This window comes from Acidovorax soli (genome assembly GCF_900107605.1).
Lineage (GTDB): Bacteria > Pseudomonadota > Gammaproteobacteria > Burkholderiales > Burkholderiaceae_C > Acidovorax > Acidovorax soli.
The window spans coordinates 25,893-39,201 of record NZ_FNQJ01000008.1; the positions used below are offsets into that span (position 1 = coordinate 25,893).

A 13,309-nucleotide genomic window follows, 5' to 3' on the forward strand; every position below is an offset into this window, starting at 1 on the left:
GACACCATGAACCACCGTGCAATTGCTTTGGGCCTGGCGTGCCTGGCATCTTTCGTGACCCATGGCGCTGTGGCGCAGGGCTTGCGCTCTTCGGGGGCTGCGGGACCCGGCCTCTCGCGCATTTCGCCTGCGGCACCTTCCTTCGCCTTGCCCGCTCCCGGTGCGGGCGCCGCGCTGCGGCAGGCCGATTTCATCGTGGCGGTGGTCAATTCGGAGCCCGTCACCAACAACGAGGTGCGGTCCCGGGCGGAGCGCATTGCACAGCAGGTGGCCCAGCAGGGCGGCAACCTGCCGCCCCGCGAGGCACTGGCCCGCGAGGTGCTGGAGCGCCTGATCGTGGAAAAGATCCAGCTGCAGCTGGCCCGTGAAGCCGGCATGCGCGTGGATGACTTTGCCGTGGGCCAGGCCGAGGAGAGCGTGGCCAAGCAAAACAGCGTCAGCGTGGCGGAGATGCACCGCCGGCTGGCAGCCGACGGCATCAGCAAGGAGCGCTTTCGCGACGAGCTGCGCAACCAGCTGCTGCTGCAACGCCTGCGCGAGCGCGATGTGCAGTCCCGTGTGCGCGTGAGCGATCTCGACGTGGACCAGTACCTGCGCGAACAGCAATCGAGTGCGGATGCCTCCAAGGTCGAAATCAACCTGGGCCATATCCTGGTGCGGGTGCCTGAGAACGCCAGCCCGGACCAGGTTGCCGAGCGCCAGGCCCGCGCCCAGCGTGCCGCCGACAAGGTGCGCGCCGGCGAGGACTTTGCGGCCGTGGCCAGAGAGTTCTCGGACTCCCCCGAAGCCAAGACGGCGGGCGGGCTGCTGGGCCTGCGCCCGGCCGACCGGTATCCCGAGCTGTTTGTCAGTGCCACGGCGCAGCTGCCCGTGGGAGGCATTGCCGGGCCCGTGCGTTCCGGGGCGGGTTTTCATGTGCTCAAGTTGGCCGACAAGTCCACCGGCGGTGTCTCCACCCTGGTGACCCAGAGCCATGCGCGCCATATCCTGCTGCGCACTGGCCCCCAGCTGACAGAAAGCGCCGCCGCAGCGCGGCTGGCCGATTACCGGCGTCGCATCGTGGCGGGCCAGGCAGATTTTGCCGAGCTGGCGCGCGAGCATTCGCAGGACGGCAGTGCCAAGCAGGGCGGCGATCTGGGCTGGGCCAATCCGGGCCGCTACGTGCCCGAATTCGAGCAGGCCATGAGTACACTCAGGCCCGGCGAGGTCAGTGAGCCCCTGGTGTCGCGTTTTGGCGTGCACCTGATCCAGCTGGTGGCGCGCCGCGAGGCCAAGCTTACCCAGCGCGAACAGCGCGACATGGCCCGCGACACGGTGCGCGAGAAGAAGGTCGAGGAGGCCTTCACCAACTGGCTGCAGGAGTTGCGGGGCCGCGCCTACGTCGAATACCGCGAAGCGCCGCAATGAAGATGGCCGCTGCATGAAACATATCCCCCGCAAGCGCTTCGGCCAGCACTTCCTGTCCGACGGCGGCATCATCGAGGCCATCGTCAGCGCCATCGCGCCGCTGCCGGGCCAGCCCATGGTGGAAATCGGCCCCGGCCTGGCCGCGCTGACCCAACCCCTGGTGGAGCGCCTGGGGCGCCTGACGGTGATCGAGCTGGACCGGGACCTGGCCTTGCGGCTGCGGCTGCACGGACAGCTCGATGTCATCGAGTCCGACGTGCTGAAAGTCGATTTCACGCAATTGGCGCAGCAGCTGGGCGTTCCAAAGATCCGGGTGGTGGGCAACCTGCCTTACAACATCTCCACGCCCATCCTGTTCCATCTGCTGGAGCATGTGCAGGCGATCGAAGACCAGCATTTCATGCTGCAAAAAGAGGTGATAGACCGCATGGTGGCGTCGCCCGCCACGTCGGACTACGGGCGTCTCTCGGTGATGCTGCAGTGGCGCTATGCCATGGAGAACGTGCTGTTCGTGCCGCCCGAAAGCTTCGATCCGCCGCCGCGCGTGGACAGCGCAGTGGTGCGCATGGTGCCCCACGCCGCGCCGGCAGCGGTGCGCCCGGCACTTCTGTCCGAGCTGGTCCAGGTGGCCTTCAGCCAGCGCCGCAAATTGCTGCGCCACACCCTGGGCCGCTGGCTCGAAGGCCGGGGCTTTGCCGGCACTTTCGATACCCAGCGCCGCGCCGAGGAAGTGCCCGTGGCCGAATACGTGGCGCTGGCCCAGGCGTGCTCTTGAATGAGTAGCTGCCAGCGATCGATGGATAAGCGCTAGAGCCAGTTTCTATCAAAACTGTGGCGACTGGCATGTCCCGTACCAGGGACACCGCGCAAGGGCCACCCCGCAGCGAGGGCATCGTCCCCCTTCCCGGCGCAGCCGAGAGAAGGGGGAAGGCGCGGTAGCGCCTCAGGGGGATGCCGCTATTACGCGGCTGTCAGCCAGTAGCCCGCGTTGAAGGGGCTGCTCATGCGCAGTGCCAGGGGCGAGATGTCGACCAGTTTGTCGGTTGGCATCTTTTCGGCGGTTTCCGGGTCGATGGCGATGCCCTGGACCGCTGGCGATTCTTGAGCCTCGTTCGCCCGTTCTGCTTGGCTGGTGGTTGCAGAACGGGCTACAGAAAAGAATAGAAACAGCGGAAGGGAATCTTGCGGTCACCCCAGAAATCTGCCGCATCGCGGAAGATATCGAGCAGCTGCTCCCGTGCTTCCTTGTCGAACTTGCCCGTGGCCGGAATCTGTTCGAGCACGACGATGAAGCCCGGCTGCGGTCCCGACTTGTGCAGCGGGTCGGTCATGCAGTCGTAGAGCGCATCGAAATTCTTGCCGAAGTGCGCCGGAAAAGTGAATTGCGCGGCAATCAGGTCCAGCACATCCTGTTTGGACTGGGCGTGGGCCAGGTTGGCATACAGAAAATGGTGACCCAGGGAACCCGCGGCATCTTGCAGATCCTGCACGCGAAAAGCGCGAATGGATTGCACGATGTTGGTGCGCACGCCACGCAGTGGCGTTTCCAGGTCTTTACGAAGGGGCGTCTGCATCTCCGTTGCTCTTTCTTTATAAGGTCCAAAAACTTCTGGCTGACCACAAAACCGCAGGATGCGGGATTCGGGTCGGGAAAACAAGGGGGTCTGCTGCCCACCACCCCGGCAAGGGTGGGCGGACAACCCATCAGGCATCATTCGACAATCCTGCGAAAACTGGTGTAGTGGTCGCTGGTGTAATAACAGGCATCCGGTTCCCGGGGCTTGCCGCCACATACGATGCGCCGGGCGCCCCGATTGCGGGCGCCCGGTGTTTTGACGGTGTATTCACGGTAATAGCCACGCTGGTGGGCCGGCAATATCCGTTCACGATTGCCAAAAACCGTGCCGTCCTTGTCGAAAGGAAAAGGACCGCCCTGGTGAATCAGTGCATAGGTCGAGCGGCCCTGGGGGGGCAGATCTGCCACGGCGATGGAAGCAACGGAACCGTCGGTGGACGGGGATTGACGGGCGTGCCCGGCAACCGGACCCAGGACCAACGCAACACCCACAACACACAAAACCCCTGCTTTTCGCACTTGGGTGGCTACAGCCTTGAGCATCAACGACACCTTTCAGAAACTACGGGTTAACCCGAAATTTCAACGGGCTAGTGTCGCTCAAAGCCCCCCAAAAAGCAAGCGCCTGCACAAAGATTGGGCAGGCGCCGGGGGTTTTGGGGGTGCACCAAAGTTAGTGCACGCTGTTTGTTGAAGGCTTACCGTGCTGCGCTGGCGTCGGCTACGGTAATGGCTGTCATATTCACCAGGCGCCGTACGGTGGTGCTGGGGGTGAGGATGTGCACCGGCTGTGCGGCCCCCAGCAGCACCGGGCCGATGGCGATGTTGCCACCCGCTGCCGTCTTGAGCAGGTTGTAGGAAATGTTGGCGGCGTCGATGTTGGGCAGCACCAGCAGGTTGGCATCGCCCGCCAGGCTGCTGTGGGGCATGAGCGCGGCGCGCGCCTTGCCGTCCAGGGCCACGTCGCCGTGCATTTCACCGTCCACTTCCAGCCAGGGCGCCTGCACGCGCAAGAGCTCCAGCGTCTGGCGCATCTTCACGGCACTGGGCTGGTTGCTGGAGCCAAAGTTGGAATGCGACAGCAGCGCGGCCTTGGGCTTGATGCCAAAGCGCATCATTTCCTCGGCCGCCATGATGGTGATCTCGGCCAGCTGCTCGGCCGTGGGGTCGTAGTTCACATGCGTATCGATGAGGAACACCTGGCGGTCGGGCAGCAGCAGGCCGTTCATGCACGCGTAGGTGTTGACCCCCGCGCGCTTGCCGATCACCTGGTCGATGTACTGCAGGTGGTGTGCCGTTTGGCCCCAGGTGCCGGTGATCAGCCCGTCGACCTCGCCCTTGTGCAGCAGCATGGCGCCGATCAACGTTAAGCGGCGGCGCATCTCGATCTTGGCGATCGGTGCGGTGATGCCCTTGCGCTCGGTCATGCGGTGGTAGGTCTGCCAGAAGTCGCGGTAGCGGTGGTCCTGCTCGACGTTGACCACGTCATAGTCCTGTCCCTCCTTGAGGCGCAGGCCGAACTTCTCGATGCGCTGCGCAATGATGGCCGGGCGGCCGATCAGGGTGGGGCGGGCGATCTTTTCGTCCACCACGATTTGTGCGGCGCGCAGCACGCGCTCTTCCTCGCCCTCGGCGTAGGCCACGCGCTTCTTGGTGGCGGCCTTGGCGGCGGTGAAGATGGGCTTCATGGTGGTGCCCGAGGCATACACGAAGGTCTGCAGATGGTCGCGGTAGGCGTCCATGTCCGCGATGGGGCGCAGGGCCACGCCGCTGTCCACGGCGGCCTGGGCCACGGCCGGTGCGATCATCATCATCAGGCGCGGATCGAACGGCTTGGGAATCAGGTATTCCGGGCCGAAGGCCAGCGGCTCGCCCACATAGGCCGCGGCCACCACTTCGCTCTGCTCGGCCTGGGCCAGCTCGGCGATGGCGTACACGGCGGCGATTTCCATCTCCATCGTGATGGTGGTGGCGCCGCAATCGAGCGCACCGCGGAAGATGTAGGGGAAGCACAGGACGTTGTTGACCTGGTTCGGATAGTCCGAGCGGCCGGTGGCCATGATGGCGTCGTCGCGCACGGCCTTCACGTCCTCGGGCTGGATCTCGGGGTTGGGGTTGGCCAGGGCGAAGATCAGGGGGCGCGGTGCCATGCGGGCCACCATATCCTTCTTGAGCACGCCGCCAGCCGACAGGCCCAGGAACACATCGGCGCCCGTGATGATCTCGCCGAGCGTGCGCGCATCGGTCTTTTGCGCGAAAAAGCGCTTGTCCTCGTCCATCAGCTCGGTGCGGCCTTCATAGACCACGCCGGCGATGTCGGTCACCCAGATGTTCTCGCGCGGAATGCCCAGCTTGACCAGCAGGCCCAGGCAGGCCAGTGCCGCGGCGCCCGCGCCCGAGGTCACGAGCTTGATGCTCTGCAGGTCCTTGCCCGCCACCTTCAGGCCGTTGAGGATGGCGGCGCCCACCGTGATCGCCGTGCCGTGCTGGTCGTCATGGAAGACCGGGATCTTCATGCGCTCGCGCAGCTTGCGTTCGATGTAGAAACAGTCGGGGGCCTTGATGTCTTCCAGGTTGATGCCGCCAAAGGTGGGCTCCAGCGCAGCGATGATCTCGACCAGCTTTTCGGGGTCTTTCTCGTTGATCTCGATGTCGAACACATCGATGCCCGAGAACTTCTTGAACAGCACGCCCTTGCCTTCCATCACCGGCTTGCCGGCCAGCGGGCCGATGTCGCCCAGGCCCAGCACGGCCGTGCCGTTGGTCACCACACCCACCAGGTTGCCGCGGCTGGTGTATTTGAAGGCGGCGTTAGGGTCCTTGACGATTTCTTCGCAGGGGGCGGCGACACCGGGCGAGTAGGCCAGCGCCAGGTCATGCTGGTTGACCATCTGCTTGGTGGCCGCAATCGCAATCTTGCCGGGCTTGGGAAACTCGTGGTATTCGAGAGCGGCCTTGCGCAGGAGCGCACGCTTGTCGGGAAGAGGATGGTTGTCGGCCGTGGTGTTCTCGGGCATCAAGCGTCTCCAGCTTTCAGAAAGTGCCGGGGTCCGCGGTGGATCTGCTCGGGGCGGACCGTCAGCTTTGTAAGGGGAGGTGCATTGTAGGCTGGGTCCCGTGAAAGCCCTGGCCCGCCAACGTGCTTATCTGATTGCAACACTTGTTCAGGAAAGGATCAAAGCTGCAAGATCGGAAGCATCGGTTCCGTGGCCAGCGAGTGTCTGGCGGGCGGAGCCGGAATGTGCAATAAAACGCATCTGGCGTTGTCCATAAAGCGCCAGATGCTATGAATTTTGCAGCCATTGGCGTGTGTAGGCATCTGGCGCGTTTTACGCCGTCTCCGCCAGCGCATCGCCCAGCGCATTGACCAGGCGGTCGATCTCGGCGCGTTCGCTGATGAACGGCGGTGCCAGCTGGATGGTGTCGCCACCGTAGCGCACGTAAAAGCCCTTCTTCCAGCAGTTCATCGCGATCTCGTACGGGCGCTTGGCAGGCTCGCCGGGCAGTGGCGCAATCGTCAGGCCCGCAGCCAGACCGAAGTTGCGGATGTCCAGCACATGCTTGGCGCCCTTCAGGCTGTGCACGGCTTCTTCAAAATACGGCGCCAGGGCGTTGACGCGGCCGATCATGTCTTCCTTTTGCAGGATGTCGAGCGTCGCAATGCCCGCTGCGCAGGCCACGGGGTGGGCCGAGTAGGTGTAGCCATGCGGGAACTCCAGCATGTAGTCCGGGCCGCCCGCTGCCATGAAGGTGTCGTAGATCTCCTTGCTGGCCACCACGCCGCCCAGCGGCTGCGCCCCGTTGGTGACCTGCTTGGCAAAGTTCAGGATGTCGGGCGTCACGCCAAAGGCCTCGGCGCCGGTCCAGGCACCGCTGCGGCCAAAACCGCTGATCACTTCGTCAAAAATCAGCAAAATGTTGTTCTGCGTGCAGATTTCGCGCAGGCGCTGCAGGTAGCCCACGGGCGGGATGACGACGCCCGCCGAGCCCGAGAAGGGCTCGACGATGACGGCGGCGATATTGCTTGCGTCGTGCAGCGCAATCACGTCGAGCAGCCGGTCGGCCAGTTCCTTGCCGGTGGGCGGCAGGCCCTTGTGGAACGAGCCCGCCGGCGGCTGGGTATGGGGCAGGTGGTCGGCCTCCACACCCTGGCCGAACAGCTTGCGGTTGGCCACGATGCCGCCGACCGAGATGCCGCCGAAGTTCACGCCGTGGTAGCCCTTTTCGCGGCCGATCAGGCGCGTCTTGGTGCCCTGGCCCTTGGCGCGCCAGTAGGCGCGGGCCATCTTGAGTGAGGTGTCGGCAGACTCGGAGCCCGAGCCGGTGAAGAACACATAGTCGAGCCCGGTGGGCGTGATGGCCTTGATGCGGTTGGCCAGCTCGAACGACAGCGGGTGGCCGAACTGGAAGGCGGGCGCGTAGTCGAGCTTCATCGCTTGCTTGCCGATGGCTTCGGCGATCTCGCGGCGGCCATGGCCCAGGCCCGAGCACCACAGGCCCGAGAGGCCGTCAAAAATCTTGCGACCCTCGCTGTCGGTGTAATACGCGCCGCTGCCCTCCACGATCATGCGCGGGTTTTGCTTGAACTGGCGGTTGGCCGTGTAGGGCATCCAGTGCGCGTCCAGCCATTCGGCGTCCATGCGGGGTGCGGCGCCAGCGGCGGGGGTGTCGATGGGGGCAAAGCTCATGGGGGTCTCCGGTGCATACAGATAGAGATGGGCGCCCCGGTTGGGGCACGGAGTAGCCATTGTTGTTCCGGTTGCCAATTGCTCAAAGAACGCAATATCAATGTTCACTTGCTGATCTATGCAAGCATTGGTCGTTTTTGCTGTGCGGTGATGGTGTTTGATTTGCTATTAAATAAATAGCTATTTATCCTGAACAGGAAAGAGTTTCGGCCTTTTTGTTCAAAGACTGAATCGACCTTTGCTTACAATTCGCCCATGCGCAAGCCCACCTTCTTCCGATGCGCTGGCGCGGTAGGGCGCTGGCTGGCGGCAGCCTGCCTGCTGGCTGCGCCGCTGGCGGGGGCCGGGCAGACGGCCGCGGTGGCCACCGCGCCCATCCGCATCGGCGTGCTGGCCGTACTGGACGGCGAGGACTCCCGTCGCCTGTGGCAGCCGCTGGTCGACGGGCTGGCGCGCGCCCTGCCGGGGCACAGCGTGCGGCTGCAGGTGCTCGACCCGGATGCGCTGGAATCGGCGCTGGCGCGGCAGGCCCTGGACTTCGTGGTGACCAACCCGGGGCACTATGTGCGGCTGGAGGCACGCCACGGCGCCACGCGCATCGCCACCCAGACCACCGCCGAAAGCGATGACCCCGCCCACACCGTGGGCTCGGCCGTGGTGGTGCGCGCTGGCACGCCCGTGCCCGCCACGCTGGAGGCCTTGCGCGGGCAGCGGGTGGCGGCCGTGGCCGAAGACGCCTTTGGCGGCTACCAGCTGGTGGCGCATGAATGGTTGCAGAGCGGTCTGGACGCCGAGGCGGGCGCGGTGCAGCGGGTGTTCACCGGTTTTCCGATGCAGCGCGTGGCCGACGCGGTGCTGGCGGGCCGGGCCGACGCGGGCATCCTGCGCACCTGCGTGCTGGAGCAGCTTGAACGCGCGGGGCGCGTGGCCCCGGGCGCGCTGGTGGTGGTGGGCGCGCGGCCCGATGCGCCGGCGGCCTGCCAGTCGTCCACGCCGCTGTACCCCGGCTGGGCGTTTGCCGCGCTGGCCAGCACGCCGCCCGAGCTGGGCCGCACCGTGCTGCTGGCGTTATTGACCTTGCCCGTCGATGCCCAGGGCGGCCGCTGGTCGGTGCCTGCCGACTACCAGCGCGTGCACGAGGTGCTGCGCGCGCTGCAGGCCGAGCCCTACGCCTTTTTGCGCGAGACACGCCCGCAGGCGCTGCTGGGCCGCTACTGGTACCTGCTGGCCGGCACGCTGGCCGTGCTGCTGCTGGGTGCGGCCTACATGCTGCATGTGGAACTGCTGGTCAAGCGCCGCACCGCCGAGCTCACGCGCAGCCTGCGCGAGCGCGAGCGCCTGGCGCAGCAACTGGCGCAGGGGCAGGAGACCATGGACCACCTCTCGCGCCTGTCCATCCTGGGCGAGCTGTCGGCCACGCTGGCGCACGAACTCAGCCATCCGCTGGCCACCATTGCCAACTACGCCGCCAGCGTGCAGCGCCGTGCCGCGAGCGGCAAGCTCACGCCCGACGCGCTGGCGCAGGCGCTGCAGGACATGGCCCAGGAAACCGAGCGTGCCACGCGCGTGATCGCCAGCATCCGGGCGCTGGCACGCCGGCGCGTGCCGGTGCGCGTGCTCAGCGACCCGGTGGCGCTGGCCAACGAGGCCGTGGCACTGTTTGGCGGCCTGCTGGGCCAGGCACCGCCGATTCGCGTCGAATGCGCGCCCGGCAGCCGGGGCCTGCGCGTGCCGGGCGACCCGCAGCAGATCCAGCAGGTGCTGCTGAACCTGCTGAAAAATGCGCTGGACGCCCACCGCGCCGCCGGCCGGGCAAACGCCCCCATCACTATCCATATCGAACGCCAGGGCGACCGCCTGGCCATTGCCGTGCAGGACCAGGGCGCGCCCCTGAGCGATGCTGAGCGTGCGCGGCTGTTCGAGCCCTTCTACACCACCCGCCCCGACGGCCTGGGCCTGGGCCTGGCCATCTGCCGCAGCATTGCCGAAACGCATGGCGGTGCGCTGCAGGCCCGCCCGGCCGGCGCGGCGGGCGAGCCCGGCATGGTGTTCGAATTGCTGCTGCCGCTGGCCCTGCCCACGCCCCACCAGGACGCAACACCATGACCGCACCTCCTCCCGTCATCCATGTGGTGGACGACGACCCCGCCTTCCTGCGCTCGACCCTGTTCATGGTCGAAGGACTGGGTTTTGCGCCCGTGGGTTACGCGCAGGCGCAGGATTTTCTGGATGCCCATCCAGCGCCCGCGCCCCAGGGCTGCTGCCTGCTGCTGGACATCCGCATGCCGCGCATGAGCGGGCTGGAGCTGCAGCGGCGCCTGGCCGACCTGGGGCGCGACTATCCCATCGTGTTCATGACTGGGCACGGCGACATCGACCAGGCCGTGCAGGCCATGCGCGCGGGCGCCATCGACTTTCTGCAAAAGCCTTTTCGCGAGCAGGCGCTGCTCGATGCGCTGAACTACGCCGTGGGTGTGAACCTGGCAGCGCAGCACCAGCAGGGGCTGCGCGCCGCCGCGCAGGAGCAGCTCGGGCGCCTGTCGCCGCGCGAGCGCGATGTGGCGCGCCTGGTGGCATTGGGCCTGAGCAACAAGGAAGTGGCGCGGCAACTGAGCATCAGCGACCACACCGTGCATGTCCACCGCCAGCGCATCACCGAGAAGACCGGCAGCGGCCATGCCGCCGATCTGGCCCGCCTGATCTTGCGCGCCGACCCCCGGGCGCTGGACGACGGCGGCACCTCCGTACCGCCGCCGCACCCTGTTTAAGCTATCAAATCAAGAGCTGTTGCACTTCGGATTTGAGGCCGCCAAGCGCTACAACCATAATTGTCTGAACTTTCAGGCCTTTAGCGGGCAGGCTGGGGCGCTGCCTTGGCGCGCTCGGCGGCGGCACCGGCCTTGAGCTGCTCCATCATTTCCTTTTGCTTGGCCACCAGCGGCGGGAAGGGTCCGAAGCGGTGCTGGTCTGCATCGGCGCCCAGCAGGTAGGGCGGGAAGGCCGAGTCCACCGGCTTGTTCCAGCGTGCCGGGAAGTCCACCTCCAGGTTGGCCTTGGTGGGGCGCGGCTTGGAGAGCACGAACGCGGCCACGTCGTAGGCCTCGTCATCGCTCAGTTGCGGCGCGTCGTGCGATGCGCCCAGCGGCATGTTGTGCTTGATGAAGCGCGTGGCCATGATCAGGCGGTTCATGCCTGCGCCGTTGTTGAAGGTGTCGTTGCCCCACAGCGGCGGGAAGGTGTAGCCCTGCGCATCGCCCACCTGGCCGGCGCGCACGCCCTGGCCGTCGGGGCCGTGGCATACCGCGCACTTGGCTGCGTACACCTTGCCTCCCGCCACCGTGTCGGCGCGCCGGTTGGGCATCTTGCTTTGCACCATGCCAGCGCCCTGCACCGTGGCGCCCACCGGGATGCCTTGCGACAGGAAGGAGATGTAGGTCACAAAAGCCTTCATCTCGCGCGAGTTCAGCGGCAGGGGCTTTCCGCTCATGCTGCGCTCCATGCAGCCGTTGACGCGCTCCTCGACGGTGCTGATATCGTCCTCGCGTCCACGGTACTGCGGGAAGGTGGCCGACACGCCGCTCCAGGGCATGGCAAAGGGCTTGGTGGCGTTGCTCTGGTGGCAGGAAGCGCAGGCCAGGTTGTTGCCCGCCAGGCGGCGGCGTACGTCCTGCACCTCGGGGCCGATGTGGGCAAAGGTGCGCGTGGTCAGCTCGTGGCCGTACTGCACCAGCTCGCGGTACTGGCCGGGCGGCAGCTTGTCGATTTCGGGCACGGCGCGGCCCACCAGGTTGACGGGCGCGGGCGCATCGGTGGCGGCCAGGGCGGCAGTGCAAAGCAGGGCCAGTGCAGGGGCGGCCAGCAGTTTCTGAAGAGAGGGAGTCATGGTCTTATGCCTTTCTTGTGGGACGCGACCATCGTAGATGGGTGCCCGGGGCCACCGCAAGCGCCTGTTCCGGCCAAGCCTGTAGCCTTTTCAGGCTATTGCGTTCGCGCCGGCACCGGCTATCGGGCTGGTAGCCTTGGGGGGTGTTTTTCCCTTGCCCGTATCACCGCAATGCCCGCCCCTTCCCCCCGTGAACGTGCCGTGCTGGGCCAGCTCAGCGACATGGACCTGCGCCTGCTGCAGGTGTTCAAGAGCGTGGCCGAGTGCGGCGGCATGTCGGCGGCCGAGCTGGAGCTGAACATCGGCACCAGCACCGTCAGCCGCCACATGAAAGACCTGGAGACGCGCCTGGGCCTCACGCTGTGCCGGCGCGGGCGCGCGGGCTTTGCCCTCACGCCCGAGGGCCAGCGCGTGTACGACGAAACCCTGCGGCTGCTGAGCGCCGTGGACGCGTTTCGCAGCAGCATCGACGACATCCACCGCCGCATGGGCGGGCGCCTGGAGGTGGCGGTGTTCGACAAGACCGCCAGCAACCCGGCGGCGCACATTGGCGACGCGATTGCGCTGTTCACGGCCCAGGCACCGGACGTGAGCCTGCAGATGCATGTGGCCTCGATCAACGCCATCGAGCGCGGGCTGATCGACGGCAGCCTGCATATCGGCATCATCCCGGCGCACCGCGCCTCGCAGAGCCTGGTGTATGCCAGCCTGTTCACCGAGACCATGCTGCTGTACTGCGGTGTGCGCCACCCGCTGTTCGGTGCCGACCACACGGCCCTGACCTGGGAGGCCTTGCGTGCCCACCAGTTTGCCGGCCTGGGCTACCACTCGCCCAACATGGAGCTGAGCCACAGCGCGCATCTGCCGCGCAAGGCCACGGGGTTTGACCAGGAGTCGATCGCCACGCTGATCCTCTCGGGCCGCTACCTGGGCTTTCTGCCCGACCACTACGCCGAAGCCTTCGTGCGCCAGGGCCAGATGCAGGCCGTGCAGCCCGCGCAGTTTCTCTACCGCTGCCAGTTTGTCAGCGTGCTGCGCAAGTCGCCCCAGCCACCGCGCGCGGCCCAGGCGTTTGCGCAATGCCTGCTGGCCGCGCATGGTGGATAGTCCCACGGCATTGCGCCGGCCCTGCAGGCGTTTCATGGCATCCATGGAGAGCCAGCCTGCAAACCCTCAGGGCGCAGGGCCTGCGGGAGGACGCGCTGCTCGACGTGAAGGCCTGATACGGATTCGCCTTCCAACGTCCATCAACCCGCCGAAGCCAGTCCGGCCAGGCGCTGGACCAGCCAGCGCTGGAAGGCAAGGCCCGCTCTGCTTCGGCTGTGCAAGGGAATGCGGTACATGGTGGGCTCCTTGAAGTGGTGGGTGGTTCAGGCGTTGTGCAATGCCGGGCTGTTGCCCGCCTGGCGGTGCGCGGCGCGCTCCCAGGCTTTTTCGTGGAAAAAGAAGGCCACGGCCTGCACCGTGGGTTCCAGCAGGCTCAGCGTGAGCGAGGCCCACAGGTTGCCGGTGACGGCATAGGCCACCAGCGCGGCCACGCAGATGTGGATGAGGTAGTAGCTGCCCGTCTTCATCAGCATGGTCTTGTTCTGGCGGGCGGCGCGGCGGATGAGGGACATGGCGGACTCCTTGGCTTCAACGGGGCCTGCGGTGAAAAACAGGCGCAGTCAAATGGTAGTCATTCTCAACATCGGTGGCCAATTGATCGTGCCTAAGCCGTGGATAGCCGCCCGCAGCCGGGGCCGGCAAAGCCGC

General features: G+C 66.2%; 11 protein-coding genes. 5 read left to right on the plus strand and 6 right to left on the minus strand.

Annotated elements, in window-relative coordinates:
- The first annotated feature begins 6 nt into the window (after positions 1-6).
- Both BLW02_RS07920 and rsmA read left to right on the plus strand, forming a co-directional pair.
- Positions 7-1,407: a peptidylprolyl isomerase gene (locus tag BLW02_RS07920; RefSeq protein WP_092697815.1), complete on the plus strand. Its 1,401-nt coding sequence runs from the start codon at positions 7-9 to the stop codon at positions 1,405-1,407.
- Between the two features lie 13 nt (positions 1,408-1,420).
- Positions 1,421-2,182: a 16S rRNA (adenine(1518)-N(6)/adenine(1519)-N(6))-dimethyltransferase RsmA gene (gene rsmA, locus BLW02_RS07925; RefSeq protein ID WP_092697816.1), complete on the plus strand. Its 762-nt coding sequence runs from the start codon at positions 1,421-1,423 to the stop codon at positions 2,180-2,182.
- 373 nt (positions 2,183-2,555) lie between these two features.
- On the opposite strand, the gene BLW02_RS07930 is transcribed toward rsmA, so the two are convergent.
- The 4 genes from BLW02_RS07930 to aptA all read right to left on the minus strand — a co-directional run bounded on the left by BLW02_RS07930 (position 2,556) and on the right by aptA (position 7,671).
- The gene (locus BLW02_RS07930; protein ID WP_026435591.1) at positions 2,556-2,981 is read right to left on the minus strand and encodes a barstar family protein; all 426 of its coding nucleotides are present in this window, start codon (positions 2,979-2,981) and stop codon (positions 2,556-2,558) included.
- Positions 2,982-3,118: 137 nt separating this feature from the next.
- Positions 3,119-3,526: a guanyl-specific ribonuclease gene (locus tag BLW02_RS07935; RefSeq protein ID WP_092697817.1), complete on the minus strand. Its 408-nt coding sequence runs from the start codon at positions 3,524-3,526 to the stop codon at positions 3,119-3,121.
- 155 nt (positions 3,527-3,681) lie between these two features.
- The gene (locus BLW02_RS07940; protein WP_092697818.1) at positions 3,682-6,000 is read right to left on the minus strand and encodes an NADP-dependent malic enzyme; all 2,319 of its coding nucleotides are present in this window, start codon (positions 5,998-6,000) and stop codon (positions 3,682-3,684) included.
- A gap of 312 nt (positions 6,001-6,312) precedes the next feature.
- Positions 6,313-7,671, minus strand: coding sequence for an omega-aminotransferase AptA (gene aptA / locus BLW02_RS07945; RefSeq protein WP_092697819.1), 1,359 nt, complete (start codon positions 7,669-7,671; stop codon positions 6,313-6,315).
- Between the two features lie 255 nt (positions 7,672-7,926).
- Here aptA and BLW02_RS07950 point away from each other — a divergent pair, with 255 nt between their 5' ends.
- Complete coding sequence (locus BLW02_RS07950) at positions 7,927-9,777, plus strand: sensor histidine kinase (protein ID WP_092697820.1); 1,851 nt, start codon at positions 7,927-7,929, stop codon at positions 9,775-9,777.
- A complete protein-coding gene (locus tag BLW02_RS07955; RefSeq protein WP_092697821.1) occupies positions 9,774-10,439 on the plus strand; it encodes a response regulator transcription factor in 666 nt (221 codons plus the stop codon). The genes BLW02_RS07950 and BLW02_RS07955 overlap by 4 nt, the downstream gene beginning before the upstream one ends.
- Before the next feature lie 80 nt (positions 10,440-10,519).
- Here the strand turns inward: BLW02_RS07955 and BLW02_RS07960 are convergent, their stop codons facing one another.
- A complete protein-coding gene (locus BLW02_RS07960; RefSeq protein WP_092697822.1) occupies positions 10,520-11,554 on the minus strand; it encodes a c-type cytochrome in 1,035 nt (344 codons plus the stop codon).
- A gap of 171 nt (positions 11,555-11,725) precedes the next feature.
- On the opposite strand from BLW02_RS07960, the gene BLW02_RS07965 reads away from it, so the two are divergent.
- Entirely contained in the window at positions 11,726-12,661 is a 936-nt protein-coding gene (locus BLW02_RS07965; protein ID WP_208859705.1) for a LysR family transcriptional regulator, read from the plus strand.
- 263 nt (positions 12,662-12,924) lie between these two features.
- On the opposite strand, the gene BLW02_RS07970 is transcribed toward BLW02_RS07965, so the two are convergent.
- Positions 12,925-13,173, minus strand: a complete 249-nt coding sequence (locus tag BLW02_RS07970) for a DUF2061 domain-containing protein (RefSeq protein ID WP_092697823.1) — start codon at positions 13,171-13,173, stop codon at positions 12,925-12,927.
- Between the last annotated feature and the right edge of the window lie 136 nt (positions 13,174-13,309).

Excerpts from the sequence above, each read along its gene's own strand:
- BLW02_RS07950 (WP_092697820.1), top strand. The coding sequence starts at position 7,927 with ATGCGCAAGCCCACCTTCTTCCGATGCGCTGGCGCGGTAGGGCGCTGG.
- BLW02_RS07970 (WP_092697823.1), bottom strand. The coding sequence starts at position 13,173 with ATGTCCCTCATCCGCCGCGCCGCCCGCCAGAACAAGACCATGCTGATG.
- BLW02_RS07940 (WP_092697818.1), bottom strand. The coding sequence starts at position 6,000 with ATGCCCGAGAACACCACGGCCGACAACCATCCTCTTCCCGACAAGCGT.
- rsmA (WP_092697816.1), top strand. The coding sequence starts at position 1,421 with ATGAAACATATCCCCCGCAAGCGCTTCGGCCAGCACTTCCTGTCCGAC.
- aptA (WP_092697819.1), bottom strand. The coding sequence starts at position 7,671 with ATGAGCTTTGCCCCCATCGACACCCCCGCCGCTGGCGCCGCACCCCGC.
- BLW02_RS07920 (WP_092697815.1), top strand. The coding sequence starts at position 7 with ATGAACCACCGTGCAATTGCTTTGGGCCTGGCGTGCCTGGCATCTTTC.
- BLW02_RS07930 (WP_026435591.1), bottom strand. The coding sequence starts at position 2,981 with ATGCAGACGCCCCTTCGTAAAGACCTGGAAACGCCACTGCGTGGCGTG.
- BLW02_RS07955 (WP_092697821.1), top strand. The coding sequence starts at position 9,774 with ATGACCGCACCTCCTCCCGTCATCCATGTGGTGGACGACGACCCCGCC.
- BLW02_RS07935 (WP_092697817.1), bottom strand. The coding sequence starts at position 3,526 with ATGCTCAAGGCTGTAGCCACCCAAGTGCGAAAAGCAGGGGTTTTGTGT.
- BLW02_RS07965 (WP_208859705.1), top strand. The coding sequence starts at position 11,726 with ATGCCCGCCCCTTCCCCCCGTGAACGTGCCGTGCTGGGCCAGCTCAGC.
- BLW02_RS07960 (WP_092697822.1), bottom strand. The coding sequence starts at position 11,554 with ATGACTCCCTCTCTTCAGAAACTGCTGGCCGCCCCTGCACTGGCCCTG.